Source organism: Granulicella cerasi, assembly GCF_025685575.1.
GTDB classification, from domain to species: Bacteria; Acidobacteriota; Terriglobia; order Terriglobales; family Acidobacteriaceae; genus Granulicella; species Granulicella cerasi.
In genome coordinates, this window is sequence record NZ_JAGSYD010000001.1 from 988,418 (window position 1) to 1,012,082 (window position 23,665).

Below are 23,665 nucleotides of genomic sequence, written 5' to 3' on the forward strand. Positions count from 1 at the left end.
CTCGGTTCTGCAAAGAGCTCATTCACCTCGCCGGTCTACGCTGATGCAAAGAAGCGACGCCTTTCACGTTCTGCAAAGGCACATCTTGAAGAAGCGGAGCAGCTTCCATGAAGCCAGGCCAGAAGAGTGTTGTGATTGTCGGCGCGGGGTTTGCGGGACTCAACTGTGCGCAGAGACTTGCAGCGAATCCTGAGATCCACATCACGCTGCTGGACCGCAACAACTACCAGCAGTTTCAGCCGTTGCTCTATCAGGTGGCGAGCGGGATGTTGTCTGCGGACAACGCGGCCTTCAACTTGAGGACGGTTCTCGCGGAGCACGATAACGTCGACATCGTGATGGCCGAGGTCAGCTCGGTCGACTTGGCGAATCGTACAGCGTACTCCGCCGAAGGCAAAACTTATACGGGCGACTTCCTCGTGCTGGCTGCGGGCGCAGAGCCCAACTTCTTTGGCATTCCCGGCGTTCAGGAGCATGCCTTCCCGTTGTATTCGCTGCTCGACGCCGAGCGGCTGCGCTCCAGAATTCTTGCATTGCTCGAAGCCGCAGATCGCGAGAGTGCGAAGCGGAATGTGCCACTGGAGTTTGTTGTGATTGGAGGCGGCCCCACGGGTGTTGAGATTGCAGGAGCTATCGGCGATGTTTTCCAGCGCACTTCGAGCCAAGCTTTTAAGCACCTGGATTTGAAGTCTGCCTCCATCACGCTTGTGGACATGGCGAAGACCGTACTGACTCCATTCGGCACTCACTCGAAAGAGTACGCAGAGGAGGCGTTGAAGAGTCGAAGCGTGAAGCTGATGCTTGGTGTCACGGTAAGCGAGGTCACGCGCGAGGGTGTGAAGTTTGCCGATGGAACACATCTTCCTGCGCAGCTCGTTGTCTGGGCTGGCGGCCTCAAGGCATCAGGGCTCTCCACCTCTGTGGGCATCAAGACTGGCCGCGGCGGCCGGATTGATGTGCAGTCCGACCTGAGTGTCGCTGGCTTTCCCGGCGTCTATGCGCTTGGCGACTTCGCCAACTTCAAGTCTGCAGACGGAACGGCCCTCCCTCAACTTGCTTCCGTTGCACAGCAGGCTGGGCGCCACTGCGCAAAGAACATTGCTGCCGTGGTTGGGGGCGACGAGACCCATCCGTTCGAATACTTCGACAAAGGCATCATGGCGATGGTTGGTCGCAATGCTGCCGTGGCAGAGGTTGGCGTGGGCCGTCATGCGATCACCGGCATCCTTGCATTCGCAGCATGGCTTGGAGTCCACGCGGCGTTGCTAACGACAGTTCGTGCTCAGGTTGAGACATTCCTCGAATGGGCGTGGGAGTACTTCGGCGATGTTCACGTGGATGCTCTGCTGGATCGCCCCGGCCTCAATTGGTCGCACGGCAAGACGCCGACGAACTCGAAGTAGCTTTTGCCGACAAGACTCATTGCGTCGCGATAGATCGACGCTCGGTTTGTTGGTTCGCCAAAGAAATGGGCACTTGCCCTCTCACCGAGATCAAACAGGAGAAATCAATGTCAGCGCAAACACCAGTCCGTAGCATCGTGGTTGTGGGTACGGGCGTCATCGGAGCAAGCTGGGCGGCCTTTTATCTCTCGCGCGGATTCGACGTGATCGCAACCGATCCTGCGCCGGGCGCGGAAGATCGCCTGCGTCAGTACGTTGATGAAGCTTGGACGCTGCTCGCGAGTCACGGTACCGCTTCTGATGCCTCGAAGGATCGTCTCTCGTTCAACGCTTCGATGCAGGACGCGGTGAGCAAGGCGGACTTCGTACAGGAGAACGGCCCTGAGCGTCCTGACTTGAAGACGAAGCTCTTCGCCGATATGGACGAGGCTGCGGCACCGCATGTGCTGCTGGCTTCGAGCTCCTCGGGGCTCACGATGGACGTCATCCAATCGCAGTGCAAGCACCCTGAGCGCTGCGTGATCGGGCATCCATTCAATCCGCCACACATCATTCCCCTAGTCGAAGTCGTTGGCGGCGCAAAGACTTCGGAGGAGACGATCCAGCGAGCGCTCGACTTCTATGCTTCGGTTGGCAAGAAGGCTGTTCGTCTCAACAAGGCTTTGCCAGGGCATGTAGCCAATCGCTTCCAGGCCGCACTCTACAAAGAGGTGCTCTACCTTGTACAGGCCGGCGTGCTGAGTGTGGAGGATGCGGATATCGCTATCGCATACGGTCCAGGCTTGCGTTGGGGCGTGATGGGCCCGAGCCTTCAGTGGCACCTCGGCGGTGGCCCTGGTGGTATTCAACACTTCATGGAACATCTGATGCCGCCGCTTACTGGCTTGATGGGCGCGCTCGCTGCGCCGCAGGTGACGGATGAGCTGAAGCAGACCGTGATCAATGGCGTGATGAAGGAGACGAAGGGGCTCACGGTCGACCAACTCACGGGCAAAGAGAATGAAGTGCTGTTGGGGCTTCTTGCTTTGCGTGAGAAGGCTGGATTCTAATCCGTTGCTTTTCAAAGAAGTCGCCTTCCGGCGGCTTCTTTTCTTTTGTCGTCTAGTGGCTTTCCGATTTCAATACAGAGGCCCAATGCTTGACCTCGCTGTATCGTGCCAACGTGTTATGGACGTATTGATTGCTCGGTAGGCCGGCGACTTCCTGCGTTGCCTCTGAGTTGCGTGGCGTGGTCTTACTTCCGGTCAGGACGTTCTCCATCTCGAATGCCAGGTCTAAGAGCTGGTGCGCAATCACACTACGCAACCGCATCGAGGCCGGGTCTTTGCCGAGATCGCTGAGGGCGTCCTCGTGAAGCAGCACAGCCTGGTCCCACAGAAGTCCAATGAGCTCTGTCGCGAAGCTGAGGATCGTGTTTCCGGTGCTTACCATGGCGCGGTGCCCGGGCCCGAACTCGTACAGGGTCGCGTCTTGTAGGCTACGCAGACTGCCGATTTTCACGCGAAGCTGTGTCTGAAGGTTCGTCGATTCGGCTTCGATTGCAGGGGCGTCGCCGGGCGCGTCAACGAGCGTAACGATCTGCGCTGCGTCTCGGAGGATGGAAGCGAGTACCTGCCGCATGACGGTGACGGTTCGTACAGGCCATATCTGGTCCATTACAAACCACATCACGAAGGTTGCGAGGAGGATTCCCGCGAGTCGATCGCGTGCTGGATTCAATTGTGCAGGCGCGACGAATCCGCCCAGAGTTGTGACGTAGAACGCAAATGCTACTTGGAGTCCGATGTAACTGAAGCGCTCTCCAGCGCTACCCCAGGCTGAGATGAAACTGACGAGACCAACGAGGATGACCAGCGACGTGATCGAGTCCGTAAGAGGGAAGAGGAGGATGACCGCTCCCATGCCGAGCAGCAGGCCTCCGATGACTCCGCCGATAAGGCGGAACGTCAGTTTCTGCTTCATCGCCCCTGTTTGGCCGAGGCCCGTGACGATCACCGTGATGACGGCCGTGTTGATCCCCGGCCAGTTGATGGCGTGATACGCAATGAAGCAAAGCGTCGCACATAAGCTGATCTTCATTGCGAAGAAGACGTTCTCTGGTTTCGTTAGTTCTCCGGGGAGAATGAGCGGTGTCTTCGCATTCGGCACTGAAGCTTGCGAGGGCACCTCTCCTTGAACTTCGTTGCTCTGCACAGCACGCAGCAGTGTCTCTACTTCACGCAGATGTTCTATCGGATGACCAAACGTCTCACTCTCGTTGAGGGTTTCGTGCTTCCTGATGGAGAGATCGTTCGCGAATGCTGAGAAGCGATGCGCGAGGCTGCTGCACTGCTCGCGGATCTCGTCGCTCTGTTGCTCGCTGTCGAATGCAAAGGCGGCTGCATGTTCCAGTAGATCGAGAAGCGCCAGTACATGCCGAAGCGGGCTCACGCTGAACTCCGCGCTGGTAGCATGATGCTTGCTCATCTCGCGATAGAGCTCAAGCATCTCTGCGTTACCCTGCGTGGCGAGCAAAGAAACCTGTACCGCTGTCTCCGCTCTGTGTTCTATCGAATCATTCTTTGCGATGGCATCGAAGCAATCCGCCAGTGCTATGTATCGTGTGCGGATCAGTTCACTCAGGCGCTGCGCTGCGGTGCGGCTGGCGAAGATGTACTCCACCGCAATCGATGTTCCGATCGCGATGCCGAATGTGCCGACAAGCCACATCGTGTTCTTCACGAGGCGGTCCGCAGGCACGTGGTTGTCCCAGAAGCTGATGCCGAGAAAGAAGACTTGGCCGATCCCCGAGCCAATTGCCGGAATGCTTGTCGCAACAGAGATCATCGCGGCTACAAAGACCACGACCATCAGGCTCAGCACGCGGACCATCGGATCGTTATCCGTGAGAATGACGGTGAGCAGCACCGAGCCGAGCGTGACGACGATAGCGATCATCAGCGCGAAGCCGATGCGCAGCATCTGCGTCGGGCTCTTGAAGCCCAGCGTCAGAATGACGTACACCGCATAGGAGGCGAATGGCGCCTGCAGCACCATCATGATGACCAGCGCCACAACGGAGGCGAGCGCGACACGCAGAGAGTAGCTCAGTCTTTCCGGACGTGGAAACATGTCCTGCTTCCACGCATCGAACCATGACTTTCTGTGTCCCAGATTGCGGATCATCATCGCTACCTCACAATCGTTACGGCAGTAGCTCCGATGCGAAATAAGCTGGGATCGGGATCCTTCACCAGAACGCGGACGGGGAATCGCGTGGAGAGGTGCACCCAATTCAAAGTTCGTTCAATGTTCGGTAGCCCGTCGGCGACATTGCCGTCTTCAGGGAAGACGCCATAGCCTGCGCTCTCGACAACGCCGTCGAAGTGACGTTCAGGGTGCCCCATGAGGTACACGTCGACCCGGTCACCCGCGTGGATGTACCGCATCTTGCCTTCGCGATAGTTGGCGATCACCCACCAGCGTCGGTCATCGATCAGCGTGAACATCGGTGTACCGGGATGTGCGTAAGCGCCTTCCGAGATGTTCAACTCGGTAACGTAGCCATCGAATGGAGCCACGACGCGGCACCGTTGCAAGTCGAGACGAGCTTTGTCTACTCGCGCGGCCAAGGCCGCTCGCTGCGATTCAAGAATGTCCAACGTGTCAACAACGTGCATAGCCTGCCCGAGTTTGGCTTTCGAGACGATGGTCTCATCGCCAGCCTGTGACTCACGCAGCTCCGCTTGTGTTTCCGTTGCCTGTGCTTCAAGCAACGCGGCTTCGGCTTGATCGTATTGCCCTTGTGCTTCGTGCATCGCAGTCGTTGCCTGATCGACTTGGTCCACAGTCACGTACTGCTTCGCAAGCAACGGTTCGAGCCGATGGAGGTCGCTTATCGAATAAGTCAGCCGTGCCTTCGTTGCATCGGCTGTTGCCCGAGCGCGCGCCACGCCCGCGCGTGCCAGGTCGACACCGCTTCCTGCAGTCTTTACTCCTGTCATGGAGGTGCGAACGGCTGCATGCGCTGCATCCACGGCGTTGTTTTCGGCCGCGATCTTTCTACGTGTATCTATGATCCGCTGCTCAAGATTGTCTTGATCCGCAACGGCCTGTTGCAGCGCGTATGCGTAATCGCGAGGGTCAATCTCGAAGAGCAAATCGCCTTTGTGCACGCGCGCATTGTCGTGCGCAGGCAGAGAGATGACACGCCCTCCTACCTCGGGAGCCATGGCGATGAAGTTAGCGCGCACGCTGGCGTCGTCAGTGCGCGGATGAGTTCCGCTGTCGAAGATGACCACCAGCAATGCAATCGCGGCAAGGCCCATGACTGTATTGCGGATGGTGCGTCCGCCTCTCGCTTTTTGTAGATCGTTATCTATCGTCATGGACGCTCCTAGCGATAAAAAATCAGCCACACTGCGCAGGCCGTAAGAACAACCACGGAGGGATAGAAGAGCCACAAAGGGGCGACATGGTCTTCGAGTTGACGTCGCAGCAGGGACGTTCGTGCAAACGCTGCGGCGAAGATTCCCGCGATGAGGCAGATCATCCAGACAGGGAAGAAGGAGCCCACAATCGAGATGGAAGGGGCGTGGCTGCAGCCAGAGAGCATCAACGCGAGCATCATCGTCGCGGTGGATTGAAGCATCCTGTGTTTCACTATTCCCTCTCCTCGCTCGTTGTCGTTGCAGAAGGTAGAGTTCGCAACAGGTTACCGGTGACCTTTTCGAGATCAACCGCCTCGGTAAAGAGCCGAGACCTCGCCGCCACAGAAGAAAGGCGTGCTTGCGCCAGTTGCTTCTCTGCAGTGACTACATCGACAAGATTCTTCACGCCATTCTGGTAGGCATCGAGCGAGGCCGAGTAGGACATATTCGCTGCCTTGAGCAGAGCCACGGCGGCTTCTTCCTGACGAAGCGCGGTGCGGAAGCCAATGTAGCTGTTCCAAACTTCGCGCCGTATACGGTCTTTTCGTTCTCGAAGTTCATCGAGTGATAAGCGCTTTGCTGACTCGGCTGCCGCGACACGATTCTTGCGCACGCCTCCGTCGAAGATGGTCCACCTTGCCTGAACAGCCGCAGACCATGTCGGCACGCTTGCATGCCCAAGCATGCCGTAGTCGACTGTTGGCCACACGGAGGTCTGGGCACCTTTAGCAGCGAGGCTAATCTCGGGACGATACGCAGATTTCGCAACGCGTAGCTCCGCATCGGCTCGCTTCACCTCGTCCATCTGCGCGATCAGGTCTGGCCGGTCGGCTAAGGAGCGCTGAATCAACTCGTCGATGGAGAGCGCAAGAGCGGAGGGCAACGCTGCCTGCATGTTCGTATCGGTCTTCAGCTCTGGCGAAGGCTCTACACCGATGGCCTCGGAGAGCGTAACGCGCGCAATCTTCGCTGCGCCATCGGCAGCTTCTAAATCGAAGGCTGCCTGGGCGCGTTCTGCGCTGGCGTTCAATAGATCAGGAAGCGTAGCGCGACCATTGTCGAGCCTTGCACGCGCCGCAGCCTCTGTTGTCTGTGCAGTCTTCAACGTCTCCTGCGCAGAGGCGAGGCGTTCGTCTGCGGTCATCACAGCATAGAATCCAGTGGCGACGATGGCGGCTACTTGTTGGTTTGCTTGGATGAAGTGCGCTCCTGCAGAGAGCGCCGCTGCTCGTGCCGCATCTACGCGGCCATGCCGCCCACCGAAGTCGACCAGAAGGTATTGAAGCGAGACAGATGGCTCTACGACTGGAACTTCAACGACAGTGTAGCCACGCGGGGCGAGTGGTTTGGGGAAGGGACTGATAGCGCGTTGATCTGCGAAGAGGGCGACAGCCGCCAGTTGAGGAAAGTACTCCGCCTTCTCGATACCGAGAGCCTTCGCTCGCTGCCGCGCAGCTTCCCACGCGATGCGTGCGCTCGGATTGTTGAGCTCTCCGATATCGATCAACTCGGCGAGCGTATAGGCGTGCGCAGCGTCGAGAGAGGCGATCTTATCGCTGGGGATATGGTTGGCTGCGCAGGTGGATGCCGCTTTGTCGGTGGATGCGATTGCTGCGCATTGTGCATGAGCGTGACCCAATGCTGTGGCGGCCACAATCGCGGCAAGGCATCTCCGCAGTCCTCTCTTGTGTGCGCGCAACGAAGCGACCCCGTCACAACCGCACAGATGCATGACGCCGGAGCTTTTCCCAACGCGCGGTTCGTCGTGAATGGCGCTCATGGGCAGGGTCTCCGTGTCGTGAGCGAGAGTCGATGGTGGGCGGAAGGGCGCAGAGGCTATGCCATCTCCTGAAACGCGATACCGGTGAGTGGTTGCTTCAACTCTGCAATCACCTCAGCGGTGGTGAAGTCCGGTCCATTGAATCGCTTGATGAAGCCGCCAAGGTCGCTCGTGAAAATCGCATTGTGCGAGGCTGCACGGGCAATTCCGATGCCTTCTGCGAGTCCGACTGCCAGCACTTCGTGACCGCCAAGCTGTGGCAAAAGCTTCGCGCGGTTGAGCGAGTTGCCCGTTGGCGGATCGCCGCGGTCGGTCCAGTACAGATACTCGCTGGTGTCGTCGAGTTCGAGGTCAATCGGTTCAGGCAGTTGATCGAAAAGAAGTTCTACATCGCTGCGCTTCGCAGGCTCTTCACCCTGCGGAAGTTCGAGACCTGCTCTGAAGATTCGTCCCTTGCCACCGTTCGGCGGGCCCTTCTGCGTCCAGTAGATGTGCTTCGACTTGGTGTCGATAGCAACGCCGACGCAGTGGCGCGTTTCATCGAGACGATCGGCGTCCGACGAGCCGGTCTTCACAAGGACTTCGATATGGCTGCCATCGAGGTTGGCGCGCATGACGCGCATGCCTTCGCGATCGGACCAATACATTTTGTCGTTCGGAAGATCCAGGACAAGTTGCTTCGGCGTGTAGGTTTGACCTGGCTTGATCAACGTCTCTATGTTCGAGTCGTCCAGACGCATCCGCTGAATGTAGCCATCGTTCTCAGCGAAGTTGGCGCCCATGTTCGTCCAGTAGACAAAGCCATTCTTCGCGTCGACAGCGATGCCGTCGGGTGTGTCGTGTGCATCGGCGAGAAGATCTTGTACATCGCTTCCATCGCTCTGCATCGTGATTAATTTGGGCGGTCTTGCCACGAGGATGAACAGCTTGCCGATACTCTGGGTCTTCATCGAGGGATCCTTTCACTTCTGAAACGATGCGTTTATGTGTCTCGGTTGAGACCAGAATGTATGGAGAGAGTAAGGAGGCGGAAGGCGATGGTTCTTGCCGAAATTGCGCTCAATTTGCGATTCGCGCTCTGTCTTTCCGGCTGAGTCTGCGAGTCTCATCGGCGCCCCGTCGCACTCGGTCAAGGCAGATGCCCGCTCGGCGTTACACCAAGTCGTCATGAAGCCAGGCCATCGTCAGATTTGCGAAAAACTTCGCGTTTCTTCAAGAAGCCACGCTGAGAGACATGCAACCGTTTCATTGCGGAGCAACAGCAGGCTGGGTTGAGACCAGTGCTACTGAGCTCATCGAAGCTGGCAATGAGAACGGAGAGACAAATGAACACGTTGGATCATGTCCTGCAATCAGTAGCCATCCCCGACAGCAAACTGGCGAAAGATATCTCCGAGTACATCCGCGATCAAGAGACCGAGTTGCTTTTCAACCATTCGAGCCGCGTCTACTACTTCGGGGCGTTGGCGGGGGTGCGGCGCGGTCTTCATTTCGACCGCGAACTTCTGTACGCAGGCGCGATGTTTCATGACCTCGGCCTCATGCCGGATCACTGGAGCGATACGGAACGCTTCGAAGTGGATGGCGCAAACGCCGCGCGCGACTTCCTGAAATCCTACGGTGTTGATGAGTCCGATCTGACGAAGGTGTGGACCGCCATCGCGCTTCACACCACGCCGGGGATTCCGCAGCACATGCATCCCGTCGTAGCACTGGTCACGGCGGGAGTCGAGATGGACGTACTCGGCTTAACCTATGCGCAATATCCCGATGCCGAGCGGGATGCCGTAGTTGAGCTCTTCCCACGAACGTCCGCATTCAAGGAGGACATCCTCCAGGCGTTCTATGACGGAATCAAGCATAGGCCGGACACGACCTTCGGCAACGTGAAGGCAGACGTTCTTGCCGATAAGGACGCGACCTTCAAGCGCGGTAATTTCTGTTCTGTAATTCGTAGTTCTCCGTGGCGCTGATTCCGCGGCTTCGTCACAGAGCATATGCACTGCAAGCATGCTGAGCGTTCGGGATTCTCTCGTCCTTATGCAGTTCACTGAACATGTCGGCGCGAAGGAGACGGCACTAAGATGAAAGCGATTCAATATCAGGCGTACGGTGATTACTCCACGAATCAATTCATAGAGATGGACCCTCCTCACTTCGATGGCGAGGGCGTCTTGGTGCGCATGGAGTTTGCTGGTGTCAATCCACTCGACAATACTTTTCGTAGTGGGCATTTTCCCGCATCGACGCCGCAAAACCTTCCGCGCATCGGCGGACAGACGGGAGTTGGTGTGGTCGCCCGATCTTCCTATCCGACGTTTCCAGTGGGCACTAGAGTCTTCGTAATGGGCCTTGGGATGGGAGTGATCGCAGATGGCACATGGCGCGAGTTCCTCGTCGCTGCAGAGAGCAGTCTGATCCCCATTCCGGATCACGTCTCTTCGGAATCCGCTGCGGCATTCCTCGCTGGGGGAGGCTACGTCACCGGCTATCTCGCGCTCATGGAGTTAGCGCGCCTGCGCCCAGGACAAAGTGTTCTGGCTCCAGGAGTCGGTGGGGCTGTCGGCATGGAGACCGTCCAGATTGCGGAGCAACTCGGTGTTTCCATCGCGATCTCGACTGCGAGTACTAAGGAGAAAGCGGAGCTGGCAAGATCTGAGGGGTATCAAAACGTCATCGATCTCTCCTCGCAAAATCTCACCGAAGAGATGTATCGACTGACCGATGGCAAGGGGGTGGATGTCATCGTGGATGGCGTGGCGGGAGACCTCTACCCACAGTTGCTGAAGGGGCTGGCCTTTGGCGGTTCATACATCGTCGTTGGTTACTCCGGCGGCCGTGATGTTCAACAAGCTGTGACCGATGTCATCTGGAAGGCAGCTTCCATTCGAGGCTTCAACCCTCGTGCCATTTCGGCCTCTGCATTCAAGTCCGCGATGTCAGCTTGCATCGAACTTCTCGCCGCAGGGAAGCTGCGTCCTACCGTCTCAAGCATCTTTCCGCTCGAAGAGGCTGCAGATGCCGTCAGGTTCTTGATCGAAGAGCGTCCCTTCGGCCGTGTCCTGCTTAGCATCAGTGGTCAGTAGTCATCCCGCGCAAACACATGGAGCGAGTCACAAAGAAGCGGGCCATCAAGCAGCGCGTGCGCCGCAGTCGGCGTGTTCTGGCAGCGCCAGTTGCGTAGTGATGACGGCGTATGAAGCAAGGAAGCGCGTATAACTTCTGCGCGCTTCCTTGCATGGATCGATCGAAAATCAATCCTCGCCGAGAACCTCACCCAGCCGAAGTTCGGCCGCTCGCGAGCTCCCAAAACCTTTCGCGATGGCCTTCTTGATCACGACCTGAGACTCTGGATCCTTGATCCCGGCTGAGAAGGCATCCGAGTCCTCTCGAAAATTATCGGTGGGACGAAGCGTTAAGTGATTCACTCTTGCCTTGATCTGTCGAAGGCCGTGTGTCGGAAACCTGGCGATGCGGTAGGCCATCTTCGAAACGAAATCAGCAATCTCCGCCTGAGGGATCGCACGATTGATCCACCCGTAAAGCTCGGCGATGTCTGCGTTGTGGTCTTCAGCCGCTAAGAGGACTTCAAGCGCACGCCCTCGCGACATGAGGCTTGTGAGGTATTGGATAGCACCGCCTCCTGGGAGCGCGCCCATGCCGCCCTCATTCTGGTTGAAGATCGCAGTCTCCTTCGCCGCGAATCGCATATCGCAGGACATAACGAACTCACTGCCCGCTCCACGAACGCGACCTTCGATCTGCGCAATCGTTACGGCCTTCGTCTGACTCAGCCGACGGAAGAGCAGTGCAATGGATGCTTCTCCGGTCAGCGCCGCTGCCGCCTGGCGATACTCCGTGACCTTATCGAGATCAACATGCGAGATGAAGAACTCCGGATCAGCGCTCGAGAAGACCACGACCTTATGAGGCGTGCCGGTATCGAGTGTCTGGATGAGTTCTACGAGGTCGCTGACCAGTTCGGGGCCTAGTTGGTTCAGAGGCGGAGCGCTGATCTTTACAAAAAGCACTCCGTCGTCCGCGCTCAGTGTCAGCGTTCCGTGTGTCGAAGTCGTCGTATTCATGATGCCTCCAAGAGATAGCTGCACGCCGTGCGAGGGGCATGGAGAAGATGTGCTCGGCGTACTCGCTAGGAGGTTAGCGAAATCGCCTCGAACGGTATTGGCAATTCCGATCAAGTTTCTCGATTTCTCGTTCTAATCCGATGGCCCGTAGACAGCATCGAGAATCGTGACGTCTGCACCTCGGTGGACGGCGCGGAGGTACTTGCCTGTGCCTGCTGAGGGCGGACGGATTTGTAGAGGGAGACTTAACACAAAATGGGGGACTCCTCGTAGGAGACCCCCATTTTGCATTTGCTTCTAAAAGTTGGTGCCGAAGAAAGGACTCGAACCTTCACACCCTTGCGAGTACATGGACCTGAACCATGCGCGTCTGCCAATTCCGCCACTTCGGCTCACTACTCAGCCGGCGCGGGCGCCACTGCTCTCGTGAGTTCTTAGTGTCTCAAGCATTACGTCCTCTGTCAATTTTCCGCGCGGCGTAAGACTGCCAGGAGTACACTCCTCTTGCATCCGTTCGCACTTGGGCCCTCCCCCGCTGTCTCCGCTCAGGCTCGTGTCTGTCCGGGCGTCATCTCACGTCGTCTGCATTCGTGTGTCTGCAAGGAGTAAGTTTCCACCGTGACCAGTTCCCCCACGCCTCAAATTCCTGAAGAGCTTGCGCTCGAAATCCGTCGCCTCGCGCATGAACTTTCGAACGCGCTCGAGATCATCGTGCAAACCGGCTACCTGCTCGGTATGGCTGAGTTGAAGCCGCCGGCTGACGAGTGGCTTCGCATGTTGGAGAGCGGCACCAACAAGGCGCTCGACACCAATCTTCAGCTCCGCGAATACATCAAGCGCAACACCCCTCACTAGAACGCGCGCGCAGTCCGGATGCCCATATCTGCACTGTTGCAGATTGGGCACCCGGACGCCGAAGTCTCCCCGGCTTCCTACTGCGCCGCGATCGCCTCGACGATCGCATCCATCACCTCGCGGTCGCCCGAGCTTCCCGGTGTGTGATCTTCGGTAAAGATCGCAAACGCCAGCGGATCCTTTCCCGGCATCTCGATATACCCTGCCAGCCCACGCGACTCGCCCAGCGTTCCTGTCTTCGCAAAGACGTGTCCCTTCGCCGCAGAGCTCTTGAAGCGCGAGCCGAGTGTGCCGTCGAAGCCCGCGATCGGCAGCGCCATCTTCCACTGCGGGAACCATGCTTGCTGCCGCGCAAACAGCAGCAGCGCGACCGTCGAGCGCGGCGTCACCAGGTCTTTGGCGCTCATGCCCGAGCCGTCGTAGAACATGAAGTCATCGCTCTTCAGCCCTGCCGTGTTCACCAGAAAGCTACGCTCGACCTGCAGTGCGCGCTTGAGCGATGGATCGCAGGTCTTCTCAACGCCGGTGTTGCGCAGCATCATCTCGGCGTGCAGGTTCTGCGACTCCTTCAGCGTGTAGACCGCGTCCTCGGCCAGCGTGGGCGAACGAAGCTCCGCGACCATCGTCTGCGGAGTCGGTTGACTCGCCGCAGCAGGAGCGACATGCGGCTCTGCCGGGCATGTCGCGGGGAGTGGAAGCACCTTGCGCACCTCCGCCGAGAAGGACGCCTCCTGTGTCTCGGGCAGCGCTGAAAGTTCCGTTGAGTTCTGCGGTCCAAAGCCGCCCTGCTGCATCGCCTGCCGAAACGCTGACATCGCGTACGCGTTCGGCTGCTCAATCGCGAGATGCTCGTGGTCCATGCCAAGCTTGCCGTTGAGCACCCCGCTCACGCGGAGCTTACCCGGCTGATCGCCGCGCGTCACGAACACCTGATTCGACGGATACGTCGGACCTACGTTCAGCAAGCTCGCATCAACGACGAAGTATGGCACTTGAGGATCGACCGCGACGTCCGCCCTGCGCGGACCAGCATCTCCGGGCGCAGGGTCGGTGATCAGCACGTCCACCATGTTGTCGTGGACGACCAGCGCGCTCGCCGGAGCACCGTAGCCCCAGAGCAGATCGTCCACGGACCAGCCTTCGCCATAGGGCGTGTCTTCAAAGCGCGTGACGTCGAGGCCAATGCTGCCGTCGATGCGCCGGATGCCATGCGACTTCACCTGCGCGACCAGCGTGTCGAAGTCGGCAAGCCCCGGCCCCTTGGTTGGCTTCGCGCCCTTTGGCAGGCTCGACGGCGCTACATAGGGAATCGGCTCACGCCCCGCGAAGTTCGCATCGCCACCGCCGATCAACATCAGCTTGCCATGCAGCGTGCCCTCGGCATCGATCGGGCCATACGCCATGATCTTGGTGCTGAACCGCTTCTCTGGGCCTAGCAGCGCGAACGCCGTCGCCGAGGTGTAGAGCTTCGTCACCGAAGCCGGGCGAAAGTGCTTACCCGCATCGTGCATGTAGACCGGCGTGCCATCGAGCTTCGTTACCGCGACGCCAATGTGCGCGCTCTCTGCGCGAGGATCGTTCAGCAGCGCATCAATCTGCGCTGCGATCGGAGACTGCGCTTTCGCGGCGGCAGTACCTACGGTGAAAGCGAGGAGCGCAAAGGCGGGCAGTCGGCGCATCGAGAACATGCGAACAGGGTACACGCGCACGCGTCGCGGCGGGGCTAGCCCCGAGCGTTCCCTCTCTCGATTCTGAGCCAAGGGTTTGCAGGGTGCCAGGGGAATCACAGCATAGGTTGATTCCAAGGACGCGTCCTGCAAAAGCCCCTCTGCAAAAGCAGATGTGGGACACCCGATCTTCAGCTCGCGCGGCGGATATCATCGAATCCGATGGCCTTCCTTCCGCGCCCGCGCTTTCTCTGGCAAACCCGCACTCGCTCGCTGGAGTTGGGGCAGCGCACGCTCGTCATGGGTATCGTGAACCTGACGCCCGACAGCTTTTCCGGCGACGGTCTCTCGCAGCAGGGAATCGACGAAGCGCTTGCGCACGCCGCCGCACAGCTGGATGCTGGTGCCGACATCCTCGACCTCGGCGCGGAGTCCACGCGCCCCAATGCCGCGGCCATCAGCCCTGAGGAAGAGCAGCAGCGCCTGCTTCCCGCGCTCGAAGCCATCCTCCGCGAACGCGCCGACGCGGTTGTCTCCATCGACACGTATCACGCGTCCACCGCACGCGCGGCCGCGGCGCTCGGTGCAGAGATCATCAACGACGTCAGCGGCCTGAGCTGGGACGAAGCGATGCCAGCCGCCGTCGCCGCTTCCGGCTGTGGGCTCGTGCTGATGCACACGCGCGGCCGGCCGACTGAGTGGGGTTCTCTGCCTCCGCTGTCGTGCGAGCAGGTCCTGCCGCTGGTCGTAGACGGCCTCACCATGCAGCTCGCCATCGCGCGCGCTGCCGGCATCGCGCAGCAGCAGATCGTGCTCGACCCAGGCTTCGGCTTCGGCAAGCGAGGCGCGGAAAACTTCACGCTGCTCGCAGGCCTTCACGAGCTGCAAGGTTTCGATCTGCCGCTGCTGATCGGCCTTTCGCGCAAAGGATTCCTCGGCGGTGCGAATGCTGCCGAACGACTGCCTGCAACGATCGCGGCAAACGTCGCCAGCATCCTCAACGGTGCGCACCTTATCCGCGTGCACGACGTTCGCGAGGCGAGGGAAGCGGCGAACATCGCCGATGCTCTTCTCGCGAAAGGCTCGTAGCCACCGACGAAAACGGCGAGCCCGCAGGCCCGCCGTTTCTTGGAAGCGATGACGAGATCAGATCGTCATGACTTCCTTTTCCTTGGCCTTGAAGTTCTCCTCAAGACGCTTGATCTCCGCGTCCGTCAAAGCCTGAATCTCGTCATTCGCCTTCTTCTCGTCGTCGGACGAGATCAGCTTGTCCTTGGCCGCCTTCTTCACCTGGTCATTGCCATCGCGGCGGATGTTGCGGATCGAGGTCTTGTGGTCCTCGAGGACGCCCGCAAGCTGCTTGACCGCTTCCTTGCGGCGCTCCTCGGTCATCGGAGGAACCGGCACACGCACGATCTTGCCGTCATTCATGGGATTGAAGCCCTGGTTCGATCCGCGGATCGCCTTCTCAATCGCGCCCAGGATGCTCTTGTCCCACGGCTCGACCGTCAGCGAGGTCGCATCGGGGGCCTTCAGGGTGCCCACCTGCGAAAGCGGCACTTCCGAGCCGTACTGCTCTACGCGAATGCTGTCCAGCATGTGCACCGAAGCGCGGCCGGTGCGAACACTCGACAGATGAGTGCGGAAGTCCTCCACAGTCTTGTTCATGCGGGACTTAAGGTTTTCCCCGACGCTCTTCAGCGCTTCGATATTTGCCATCGCCGATGCCATTGCTCGTTCTCTCCTCTGCAGCCAAGAGCTGCCAACGCCTGATTGTACAAAGGAACGGGCCGAGGGCTGAAATCGCGCGGCGAGAAGTTATATTTAGGGGCAGATATCGAGGGACGATGTAGTTTCCTACTCCCTTTGTAACTATTACTTTCGTCCTCATGAACAGGAAGTGGCGGTATGCCCCGGTTTTTCGTGGACTTACGGCCGGAATACCCCTAGCATAGGAACTGCATCAAACGTAGTATTGCTCCCTGCGGTAGCCCGATAGATAGTTATTCATGTAAGACATGGGTTCGCAGCTCGCAAAATCCACTCCTGGCCACACGGTTTAGGCCCCGAAGGATTTCATATGAAGAAGGCAATTCTTTACACCTCCACTCTGATCGCTCTTGTCGCGCTGGCACACCCGGCGTTGGCGCAGTCTGGTTGTTCAGACTCGCCTGAAAATCCAACGCTGATCCTTGCCGGTCTGGCAGGCGGCGTTTATGGGTTGAACACCCTGCGTATGCGCATCCGCGCACGTCGCGCCCCGAAGAACTAAGTACGTAAGGACACGATCGCCTGCTTCGGTCGAGCTTATTGACGGACGTATAGTGACCCCATCAGAAGGCGTGTCCAGCAGTTTCTTAAAGCCCCGTACCGCGGTTGCATTGGCTTGCCTTTGCTCCGTGGCGGGGCTTTTTACGATTTACCCCACGGCCCGCCAACTGCTGCTGCTTTGGGGAAATGACGATCTGAAGAGCATGGGCGCTGTCGTGCCCCTGATTTCGATGGCGCTCATTCTTCGCGTCTGGCGCCGGCTCGGTTGGGAAACGGAAGGCTCCTGGTGGGGCTTTGCGATGCTCGCCGTCACGGTCGCGCTGGTCTATATCCAGTCGCAGACGCTCTTCGTGGTCATGGTGAACAAGCACTGGCTGGTGCAGTTGCCGCCGTTCCCGGTGGTGGCAATTGCCTATACAGCCAGCATGGTGCTGCTTTTCGGCGGTTGGCGCCTGCTGCGTGAGGCGTGGTTCCCGGTGCTTTTCATGGGGGCCGTGATCCCTATTCCGCAGAGCTTCACGAACCTCGTCGACCTTCCGCTGCAGCATGCGTCCGCCACGGTGGCGCGCGGCTTCGCCCACCTGCTCGGCGAGCAGCTTACGCAGGACCGTCTGCGCCTCATGTTCACGCCGGAGTATGGCATGTTCATCGCGCCGGGCTGCAACGGCATTCGCGGCGCGATCACGCTGGGCATGGCCGCGCTCGTCGTCGGCTATCTGTATCGCTTCCGCTGGTGGGTTTTCGCGCCGGTCGTCGCGGGCGCCGTGCTGCTCGGCTATCTCTTCAACTTCCTGCGACTCTGCCTGCTCGTCGTGTACTACAAGCTGACGCTGCAGCTTCCGTGGTTCCAGGTGCGCGCCAAGCAGGGCGACTACGTCATTGGCGGCGTGCTCTTCGTCTGCGCGCTCCTTATCTTCTTCGCTCTGGCGAACAAGCTGCGCCGCGATCCCGCCGATACGCTGCCGCCCATCGCTGATCAGCCGGTTCGGCGCCCGACGCATGCTCGCGCGTACCTCGCGCGCGTTGCGGTGGTGCTGGTGCTGGCAGCGATCTTCGCGGGCGACACGGTCCACGTGATCCGCGCCGAGAAACTGAATACCATGCAGGTGGACGCCGCTCCGCTCCCCGACCAGCTCGGCAACTGGCACAAAGTGCGTCAGTGGGACGATCGCCTTGTCACCGGCTGGATCGTTTACACCTGGGCGGAGTACCAATCGCCCGATCTGGCACAAAAAGTTGCGCTCGGTGTTTCGCCGCGTCTCAGCCAGCATGACGCTGAGATTTGCCACCTCGCGCGGGGTGAAGATCCTACCTGGCACGGCCACCGCGACATCCCCACGCCGCAGGGCGTGGTCGCGGTCAGCGAGGCCATGTACAACAACGGCGCGCTGCAGTGGCTGGAGGCCGCCTCGGTCTGCCAGAACGGCCGTTGTGAGCAGTATTCCGGGGAAAATCAGCATGTGACCATGGTGGTGGCGCCCCCCGAAGGGCGGCTCCCGATGCAGTCTTCGCGCGGCCCCGTGCCGGTGCTGCTGCGGGTGGAAACTACCGATAGCATGACGCCTGTCGAGCAGATGCGGCCTCGTCTGGACGCCGCTCTGACGGCCTTTCTGGGCCAGGCGAAGTTGGGTGACACGGCGATGCCGTATGGTCATCGGCAGTAATAACGCAGGTTCAGTTTCCCGCTGTCGCGTCTGGTCGCCTATAATCAAGACTCCACTCGTGGGCAGGTTTTAGCGACTGTTGGCGGCGGGTTTCATCTTGTTTCATCGAGCAGTGAGGGTGTGGTCATCTTTTCCGGAAAGCCTGTGAGCGCGAGCGCTCCGAACCGTACTTCTGAAGCTGTGCGCACGCGCTCCAGCCGCATCCTCTCGACGCTGCTTGCGCCGTGTCTGGCGTTCGCCGTTATGGCAAATGCCCCGGCAGCGTCCGAAGCTCAGGTCCGCGCGACTCCGCAGTTCACCGCGGCCAGCGCACCGCAGATTCTTTGCCCCACGCAGGTCGTGGGCAATCGCCGTATCCCTCGTGAATCCGTGCTTGCGCGTCTATTCTCGCGTCCCGGCGATCAGTACGATCCCGCGATGGTGGAGCGTGACTTCAACTCGCTCTGGAACACCGGCTACTTCGAAGATGTGCGCATCGAGCGCGTAGACGATCCCAACTGCGTGCAGATGATCGTTTACGTCCGCGAAAAGCCCACCATCCGCGAGATCAACTACAAGGGCCTCAACGCCGTCAGCGTTTCCGACGTGCTCGAGCGCTTCAAGAAGGCCAAGGTTGGCCTTTCGGTGGAGAGCCAGTATGACCCTACGCGTGTGAAGCGCGCTGAAGTCGTGCTGAAGGAACTGCTCGGCGAACACGGCCATCAGTTCGCCATCATCCGCACCGAAATCAAGACCATTCCGCCCGCTGCCGTGGCCCTCACCTTCAACGTGAAGGAAGGCCCGACGGTCAAGGTCGGCAAGATCCAGTTCACGGGCAACGATCACGTTCCCGCTCGCGATCTGCGCGCATCGATGCGTAACCTGAAGCCCATCGGTGTACCGCACTCCATCTTCCTCGAAGACATTCTGCCGCGCACGTATGACGCGTCGAAGCTCGACGAAGATGCCGAGCGCGTCCGCCAGGCGTACCGCGATCGCGGCTACGCGAAGGCGACCTACGGCGAGCCGGAAACGAACGTACGCAACGCGGGCGGCATCAACCCGCTCACGCTGCGCCCGTCCACCGGCAAGCGCGTCGATATCCTGATCCCGATCGAAGAAGGCGAGCGTTACCGCCTCGGCGGCATCACCTTCACCGGCAACAAGACGCTGAACAACGCCAAGGCCCTGCGCTCGCAGTTTGCCATCAAGGACGGCGACTGGTTCAACGCGACCGCATTCGGCAAGGGCCTGCAGGCTCTGCAGAAGGCTTACGGTTCCTACGGCTTCATCAACTTCGTCGGTACGCCGACTCCGCGCTTCGATGAAGCCAAGCACCTCGTCTATCTCGACATCGATATCGACGAAGGCAAGCAGTTCTACATCTCGCGCATCGAGTTCTCCGGCAACACGCTGACGCGTGACCGCGTGATCCGTCGCGAACTGATGGTGGAGGAAGGTCAGAAGTACAGCTCGCAGCTTGTCGAGTACTCGCTGCAGCGCCTCAACCAGCTCTCGTACTTCGAAAACCTCAAGGTGGATGAAGACGTCGAAACGCGCCAGAACGCAGACGCGGGCACGGTGGACCTCCTCATCAAGCTGAAGGAGAAGGGCAAGAACTCCATCGGCCTCAACGGTGGTCTCTCGGGCCAGTCTGGTTCGTTCATCGGTCTCAACTACGAGACGAACAACTTCCTCGGCTTCGGCGAAACGCTGTCGGTCAACGCCAACATCGGCGACATGTCGCGCAACCTCTCGTTCGGCTTCACGGAGCCTTACCTGCGCAACAAGCCGGTCTCGCTCGGCGTGCAGGTCTTCACGACCAAGCTCGACTACAACCCGGCGAAGAGCTACGCGATTGCCAACGGCCAGAGCGCGAACCTGACCAATCAGCAGAACTCGCTGCTCACCAACTACAACCAGTCGTCGACCGGTTTCACCATCTCCACCTCGTCGGCACTGCGTCGCTTCCTGCGCCTTTCGGGTGTATCGCGCCTCGGTCTGTCGTACTCGCTCTCGCGCTCCGGCGTGACGGCGTTCAACGACAACACGCGCAATGTGTTCTCGACCCTGGCGTTCCGTTCGGGCGTCGCTGGTCAGAACTCGCTCGACGGTATCGTGAGCTCGATCATCTCGCCGAGCTTCTCGTTCTCGACGCTGGATCGCGGCGTCGGTCCGCACTCGGGTCGTGACTTCAACATGGTCATCCAGTTCGCTGGACTCGGCGGCAACACGAAGTACGTTGCTCCCACGATCTCGTTCCGCCAGTTCTACCCGATGAAGGGGCTGCGCATTAACAAGGAAGGCCACAACGTCCTCGCCATGCGCGCGCAGTACTCCAGCGTGTACGGTTATGGCGGCCAGGTCGCTCCTCCGTTTGCCCGCATCTATGGTGGTGGCGAAAACGACGTCCGCGGCTTCGATATCCGTTCGTCGTCACCTTACACCTTCGTTCCGGTCCGCCAGCTCTATAACCTGACGAACCCCGACGGTTCGCTGGTGCCGCGCGATCCCACGAACCCCTCGCTGGGGAATGTGCAGATCCCGCTGCCGCTCTTCAACCTGTCGTCGGTGGGTGCTGATACCAGCTTCACCGGTAACGTGGAGTACCGCATTCCGATCATGAATCAGGTCACCTTCGCCCTGTTCACGGACTTCGGTATGGCCTTCGATACGTCCAACGCCCAGCTTCGTCAAAGCGTTCTCGGTCTGTCGCAGCTGAACGCTCCGCTCTACGGTTGCCCGCAGGTCGTCAACGGCAACTGCTTCGGCGGCAAGCAGGTGAACTTCCCGCTCGAGCTGCCGGTGGTGCCGGGTACGAACTTCGTTCCGCGTATGTCGAACGGTGCGGAAATTCAGTTCGTGCTGCCGGTCGTCAACGCTCCGCTGCGTATCTACTACGCGTACAACCCGCTCCGTCTCTACAAGGACGTGGCTCCGCAACTGCCGGTTTCCACCTCGGAGTTCCGCAGCTTCTTCCCGTCGAACGGTGCAGGCAACTACACCTACGCGGAGGCGGTACGACTCTACGGCGGACAGAACACCTACCAGTTCCGCGAACCGCGTAAGACCTTCCGCCTGACGGTATCCACCACCTTCTAGTCGGAGTCCAAGCATGAGAAAGCCCGCCAATCGGCGGGCTTTCTTGCGTTATAGGAGGGACGCTAGTTGCGCGGATCGTTATCCTTGAACGGCTCATACGACTTGTGCTTCAAGTGCGCCACCATCAGGATGTCCGGACGGAACTCGTTGAAGATGTTGGTCAGCATCGCGCCACCCAGCGAGGAGCCGAAGCTCGACGCGAAGTTGTCCCAGCCGCGGTTTACCGACGGATAGTAAATCTGTGTCATCGCCGCCGTGCCCAAATAGCCTGCGAGCTCGGCCGTGTTGACGGTCGTGCTCGTCGTGTCGCGTCGCGCTATCAGCACGCGGCTGGCCGCATACAGCGTGCGCTGCACCACGTTGTAGCGCGGTCCCTTCACGTAGTAGCGAAGGTCCTGGTGCAGCAACGGAGCGAAGACCATATCCGTCAGCACGCCCTGCGAGGTGGAGCGCAGCGCGGCGGCGCCCAGGCGCTCGCCGTAGGCACCCTTGTCCGTGCCGTAGTTCGGCGAGCTGTTGATCAGGTGACTCCAGCCGGAAGAGATGAACCAGCCGGCGATGGTGCCCGGTGAGTAAAGATCGCGCGCACCGGTGATTACCTTCTCATGCACCGTCTGCGGGTGCGTCACATAGCCGGCGGGGATGTACTTTTCGTACTGGCTTACTGCAGGACGGCCCGGATGGTTGATCGCGCGACCGGCGGCTGCGGGCACGGCGGGAATGCGCGGGTCCTGCTTCTTCTCCTTCAGGATCTGCGCGGAAGGCGCCTCGGGCAGTTCGGCCTCGGCGGTGTTCTCCGCCACGGTCGACGAGCTGTATGCGGCAAACGGGCTGCTTTCATGCGCCAGTTCCGCAAAGCTCGCGGTGGCGGGCAGTGCGGTTGCGACCAACATCGGCTCGGCTACCGTGTGCAACGCCTGCGCCTTGGTGCAGGCTGCGACTCCGAGCAGCATTCCGGCGACTGCCGCCGGTCGAGAAATCTTCATCCACTTCTTCATTTGAATCCTTGTCCTTTCGCTCCGCGCTCTGCGGTGGGCTGCGCGAGCGAAGTACTTTTTCATGCTGTCTCCAAAGGGACGCAAGAACCGGCGATGCGGTTGTATTTCTTGCAGTTTCATCAACAGCTTTCTCGCGCGGCAGCTTTCCATTTCCGGCTTCAGCGTTACCACTTCGGCAACAGACGCCCGAAAGCCGTTGACCCTGCCGCGCCGCGCCGCGATGCTCAAAGCTGGAGAACCTGCGCGCCATGCCGAACGATCCGTACGCGAAAGACTGGGAAGCACGCCTGCGCGATGCCGCCACGCGCATCGAGGCGGAACTGCGTCAGGCCGCAAACACGATCGACACCGAGGTTGTGCCCGAGGTGCGCCGCCATAGCTCCAACGCGCTGCGTTCACTGGCGGCCAAGCTCGACCAGCTCGCTGCGCATATGGACGACGCCCGTCGCGGCACTCCGTCGACCCCGCCGCGCGCCTCTGAGGCATCGTCATCCGCCCCGCGTCCCGACTCGCCCTATCCGCGCTCGGCCTACGATGATCCCACGGACGGCCGATCCGAATGAGCTTCCGTCTTCACCTTCGAGTGGCGTTGCTCGCACTGCTTTGCGTCGGACTGGCTGGTTGCCACCATCACGCCAAGTACGCCAGCAACCAGGCGCCGGATCGTCCGGACTGGTCTTCGGGCTACCCGCCGAAGCATCGTAAGCCCGCGCCGAGCAGCGGCGATCGTGCCTCCGCGACCCCGCGTCCGACTGCGCCTCGGCCGTCCGCTCCGGCGCCTGACACCTCGAACCTCACCCTCACCGGCAAGCCCATCATGACCGAAACCGGCATGGCGAGCTGGTACGGACCCTCGTTCCACAACCGCAAAGCCGCAGACGGCAGCACCTACGACCAGAATGGCCTCACCGCGGCGCACCGTACGCTGCCGCTGGGCTCGCTGGCCCGCGTGACGAACCTGGCCACCAATGAAAGCGTCATCGTCCGCATTACGGACCGCGGCCCCTTCGTGCGCGGCCGCCTCATGGACCTCTCCGAAGGCGCGGCCAAGCGGATCGACCTCTACCGCATGGGCGTCGCCAAGGTGAAGGTCGAGGCCTACTCGCCTTCGTCCGCGACGGTTGAAAAGCCCGGTCTGTGGGCGGTGCAGGCAGGCGCGTTCTCCACGCAGCGCGACGCGAATGACCTCCGCGACGCGCTCGCCAAGCGCTACGCCACGGCGAGGATTCAGGAGTTCCAGGGGCCGACAGGCTACTGGGTCCGCATCGACCCGCCCGGCCGCGTGAAAGAGCAGGCGCAGGCCATCCGGGAGTGGATCGGCAAGCCTGACGATCAGGCCGATGCGTTCCTCGTGCGCCTGGACTAAGAGAAAATCCACAGTTCTGCTATACTGAATCCTGCAACAAACCCCTCGGTCGCTCTTCAAGCATCACAGAAGGCACCGCAGAAAGC

20 protein-coding genes and 1 tRNA gene are annotated in these 23,665 nt (G+C 60.0%); 11 read left to right on the forward strand and 10 right to left on the reverse strand.

Translation table 11 applies throughout. From position 1 onward, the window contains the following. The first annotated feature begins 107 nt into the window (after positions 1–107). Both OHL11_RS04000 and OHL11_RS04005 read left to right on the forward strand, forming a co-directional pair. Positions 108–1,403 carry an NAD(P)/FAD-dependent oxidoreductase gene (locus OHL11_RS04000; protein WP_263370182.1) on the forward strand — a complete coding sequence of 432 codons (1,296 nt, stop codon included), beginning with the start codon at positions 108–110 and terminating at the stop codon, positions 1,401–1,403. Between the two features lie 107 nt (positions 1,404–1,510). Next, positions 1,511–2,452 carry a 3-hydroxyacyl-CoA dehydrogenase NAD-binding domain-containing protein gene (locus tag OHL11_RS04005; RefSeq protein ID WP_263370183.1) on the forward strand — a complete coding sequence of 314 codons (942 nt, stop codon included), beginning with the start codon at positions 1,511–1,513 and terminating at the stop codon, positions 2,450–2,452. A gap of 52 nt (positions 2,453–2,504) precedes the next feature. On the opposite strand, the gene OHL11_RS04010 is transcribed toward OHL11_RS04005, so the two are convergent. The 5 genes from OHL11_RS04010 to OHL11_RS04030 all read right to left on the reverse strand — a co-directional run bounded on the left by OHL11_RS04010 (position 2,505) and on the right by OHL11_RS04030 (position 8,542). Further along, complete coding sequence (locus tag OHL11_RS04010) at positions 2,505–4,514, reverse strand: FUSC family protein (RefSeq protein WP_263370184.1); 2,010 nt, start codon at positions 4,512–4,514, stop codon at positions 2,505–2,507. Between the two features lie 59 nt (positions 4,515–4,573). Next, positions 4,574–5,800 carry an efflux RND transporter periplasmic adaptor subunit gene (locus tag OHL11_RS04015; protein WP_263370185.1) on the reverse strand — a complete coding sequence of 409 codons (1,227 nt, stop codon included), beginning with the start codon at positions 5,798–5,800 and terminating at the stop codon, positions 4,574–4,576. Next, positions 5,779–5,934, reverse strand: coding sequence for a YtcA family lipoprotein (locus OHL11_RS04020; RefSeq protein WP_263370477.1), 156 nt, complete (start codon positions 5,932–5,934; stop codon positions 5,779–5,781). Before OHL11_RS04020 ends, OHL11_RS04015 begins: the two co-directional genes overlap by 22 nt. Positions 5,935–6,044: 110 nt before the next feature. Next, positions 6,045–7,466, reverse strand: a complete 1,422-nt coding sequence (locus OHL11_RS04025; RefSeq protein WP_263370186.1) for a TolC family protein — start codon at positions 7,464–7,466, stop codon at positions 6,045–6,047. Between the two features lie 182 nt (positions 7,467–7,648). Then, a complete protein-coding gene (locus OHL11_RS04030; protein WP_263370187.1) occupies positions 7,649–8,542 on the reverse strand; it encodes a DUF5050 domain-containing protein in 894 nt (297 codons plus the stop codon). A 375-nt stretch (positions 8,543–8,917) separates the two neighbouring features. On the opposite strand from OHL11_RS04030, the gene OHL11_RS04035 reads away from it, so the two are divergent. Together OHL11_RS04035 and OHL11_RS04040 are read left to right on the forward strand one after the other, a co-directional pair. Then, on the forward strand, positions 8,918–9,565 hold the full coding sequence (locus tag OHL11_RS04035) for an HD domain-containing protein (protein WP_263370188.1): 648 nt from the start codon (positions 8,918–8,920) through the stop codon (positions 9,563–9,565). A 111-nt stretch (positions 9,566–9,676) separates the two neighbouring features. After that, positions 9,677–10,678, forward strand: a complete 1,002-nt coding sequence (locus tag OHL11_RS04040) for a quinone oxidoreductase family protein (protein ID WP_263370189.1) — start codon at positions 9,677–9,679, stop codon at positions 10,676–10,678. A gap of 168 nt (positions 10,679–10,846) precedes the next feature. Here OHL11_RS04040 and OHL11_RS04045 read toward each other — a convergent pair whose 3' ends face one another. Beyond that, on the reverse strand, positions 10,847–11,677 hold the full coding sequence (locus OHL11_RS04045) for an enoyl-CoA hydratase/isomerase family protein (protein ID WP_263370190.1): 831 nt from the start codon (positions 11,675–11,677) through the stop codon (positions 10,847–10,849). A 305-nt stretch (positions 11,678–11,982) separates the two neighbouring features. After that, a tRNA-Leu gene (locus tag OHL11_RS04050) sits at positions 11,983–12,069 on the reverse strand. 226 nt (positions 12,070–12,295) lie between these two features. On the opposite strand from OHL11_RS04050, the gene OHL11_RS04055 reads away from it, so the two are divergent. Beyond that, complete coding sequence (locus OHL11_RS04055) at positions 12,296–12,532, forward strand: hypothetical protein (protein ID WP_263370191.1); 237 nt, start codon at positions 12,296–12,298, stop codon at positions 12,530–12,532. Between the two features lie 77 nt (positions 12,533–12,609). Here the strand turns inward: OHL11_RS04055 and OHL11_RS04060 are convergent, their stop codons facing one another. Next, the gene (locus OHL11_RS04060; protein WP_263370192.1) at positions 12,610–14,211 is read right to left on the reverse strand and encodes a D-alanyl-D-alanine carboxypeptidase/D-alanyl-D-alanine-endopeptidase; all 1,602 of its coding nucleotides are present in this window, start codon (positions 14,209–14,211) and stop codon (positions 12,610–12,612) included. A gap of 210 nt (positions 14,212–14,421) precedes the next feature. Between OHL11_RS04060 and folP the strand changes: the two genes are divergently transcribed. Then, the gene (folP, locus tag OHL11_RS04065; protein WP_263370193.1) at positions 14,422–15,288 is read left to right on the forward strand and encodes a dihydropteroate synthase; all 867 of its coding nucleotides are present in this window, start codon (positions 14,422–14,424) and stop codon (positions 15,286–15,288) included. Positions 15,289–15,345: 57 nt separating this feature from the next. Here folP and frr read toward each other — a convergent pair whose 3' ends face one another. Beyond that, positions 15,346–15,930: a ribosome recycling factor gene (gene frr / locus OHL11_RS04070; protein WP_263370194.1), complete on the reverse strand. Its 585-nt coding sequence runs from the start codon at positions 15,928–15,930 to the stop codon at positions 15,346–15,348. 349 nt (positions 15,931–16,279) lie between these two features. Here frr and OHL11_RS04075 point away from each other — a divergent pair, with 349 nt between their 5' ends. The 3 genes from OHL11_RS04075 to bamA all read left to right on the forward strand — a co-directional run bounded on the left by OHL11_RS04075 (position 16,280) and on the right by bamA (position 21,215). Next, on the forward strand, positions 16,280–16,471 hold the full coding sequence (locus tag OHL11_RS04075; protein WP_263370195.1) for a PExPT-CTERM protein: 192 nt from the start codon (positions 16,280–16,282) through the stop codon (positions 16,469–16,471). Positions 16,472–16,598: 127 nt separating this feature from the next. After that, positions 16,599–18,134: an exosortase J gene (gene xrtJ, locus OHL11_RS04080; protein WP_263370196.1), complete on the forward strand. Its 1,536-nt coding sequence runs from the start codon at positions 16,599–16,601 to the stop codon at positions 18,132–18,134. 120 nt (positions 18,135–18,254) lie between these two features. Then, positions 18,255–21,215, forward strand: coding sequence for an outer membrane protein assembly factor BamA (gene bamA, locus OHL11_RS04085; protein ID WP_263370197.1), 2,961 nt, complete (start codon positions 18,255–18,257; stop codon positions 21,213–21,215). A gap of 62 nt (positions 21,216–21,277) precedes the next feature. Here the strand turns inward: bamA and OHL11_RS04090 are convergent, their stop codons facing one another. Continuing rightward, complete coding sequence (locus OHL11_RS04090) at positions 21,278–22,201, reverse strand: hypothetical protein (protein ID WP_263370198.1); 924 nt, start codon at positions 22,199–22,201, stop codon at positions 21,278–21,280. A gap of 260 nt (positions 22,202–22,461) precedes the next feature. Between OHL11_RS04090 and OHL11_RS04095 the strand changes: the two genes are divergently transcribed. Next, complete coding sequence (locus OHL11_RS04095) at positions 22,462–22,776, forward strand: hypothetical protein (RefSeq protein ID WP_263370199.1); 315 nt, start codon at positions 22,462–22,464, stop codon at positions 22,774–22,776. Continuing rightward, positions 22,773–23,579 carry a septal ring lytic transglycosylase RlpA family protein gene (locus tag OHL11_RS04100; RefSeq protein WP_263370200.1) on the forward strand — a complete coding sequence of 269 codons (807 nt, stop codon included), beginning with the start codon at positions 22,773–22,775 and terminating at the stop codon, positions 23,577–23,579. The genes OHL11_RS04095 and OHL11_RS04100 overlap by 4 nt, the downstream gene beginning before the upstream one ends. Positions 23,580–23,665: the final 86 nt, after the last annotated feature.

Bases quoted from the DNA above. Each gene is read 5' to 3' on its own strand.
- OHL11_RS04000 (WP_263370182.1), top strand. From the start codon at position 108: ATGAAGCCAGGCCAGAAGAGTGTTGTGATTGTCGGCGCGGGGTTTGCG.
- OHL11_RS04005 (WP_263370183.1), top strand. From the start codon at position 1,511: ATGTCAGCGCAAACACCAGTCCGTAGCATCGTGGTTGTGGGTACGGGC.
- OHL11_RS04010 (WP_263370184.1), bottom strand. From the start codon at position 4,514: ATGTTTCCACGTCCGGAAAGACTGAGCTACTCTCTGCGTGTCGCGCTC.
- OHL11_RS04020 (WP_263370477.1), bottom strand. From the start codon at position 5,934: ATGATCTGCCTCATCGCGGGAATCTTCGCCGCAGCGTTTGCACGAACG.
- OHL11_RS04030 (WP_263370187.1), bottom strand. From the start codon at position 8,542: ATGAAGACCCAGAGTATCGGCAAGCTGTTCATCCTCGTGGCAAGACCG.
- OHL11_RS04035 (WP_263370188.1), top strand. From the start codon at position 8,918: ATGAACACGTTGGATCATGTCCTGCAATCAGTAGCCATCCCCGACAGC.
- OHL11_RS04040 (WP_263370189.1), top strand. From the start codon at position 9,677: ATGAAAGCGATTCAATATCAGGCGTACGGTGATTACTCCACGAATCAA.
- OHL11_RS04045 (WP_263370190.1), bottom strand. From the start codon at position 11,677: ATGAATACGACGACTTCGACACACGGAACGCTGACACTGAGCGCGGAC.
- OHL11_RS04060 (WP_263370192.1), bottom strand. From the start codon at position 14,211: ATGCGCCGACTGCCCGCCTTTGCGCTCCTCGCTTTCACCGTAGGTACT.
- folP (WP_263370193.1), top strand. From the start codon at position 14,422: ATGGCCTTCCTTCCGCGCCCGCGCTTTCTCTGGCAAACCCGCACTCGC.
- frr (WP_263370194.1), bottom strand. From the start codon at position 15,930: ATGGCATCGGCGATGGCAAATATCGAAGCGCTGAAGAGCGTCGGGGAA.
- OHL11_RS04075 (WP_263370195.1), top strand. From the start codon at position 16,280: ATGAAGAAGGCAATTCTTTACACCTCCACTCTGATCGCTCTTGTCGCG.
- OHL11_RS04090 (WP_263370198.1), bottom strand. From the start codon at position 22,201: ATGAAGATTTCTCGACCGGCGGCAGTCGCCGGAATGCTGCTCGGAGTC.
- OHL11_RS04095 (WP_263370199.1), top strand. From the start codon at position 22,462: ATGCCGAACGATCCGTACGCGAAAGACTGGGAAGCACGCCTGCGCGAT.
- OHL11_RS04100 (WP_263370200.1), top strand. From the start codon at position 22,773: ATGAGCTTCCGTCTTCACCTTCGAGTGGCGTTGCTCGCACTGCTTTGC.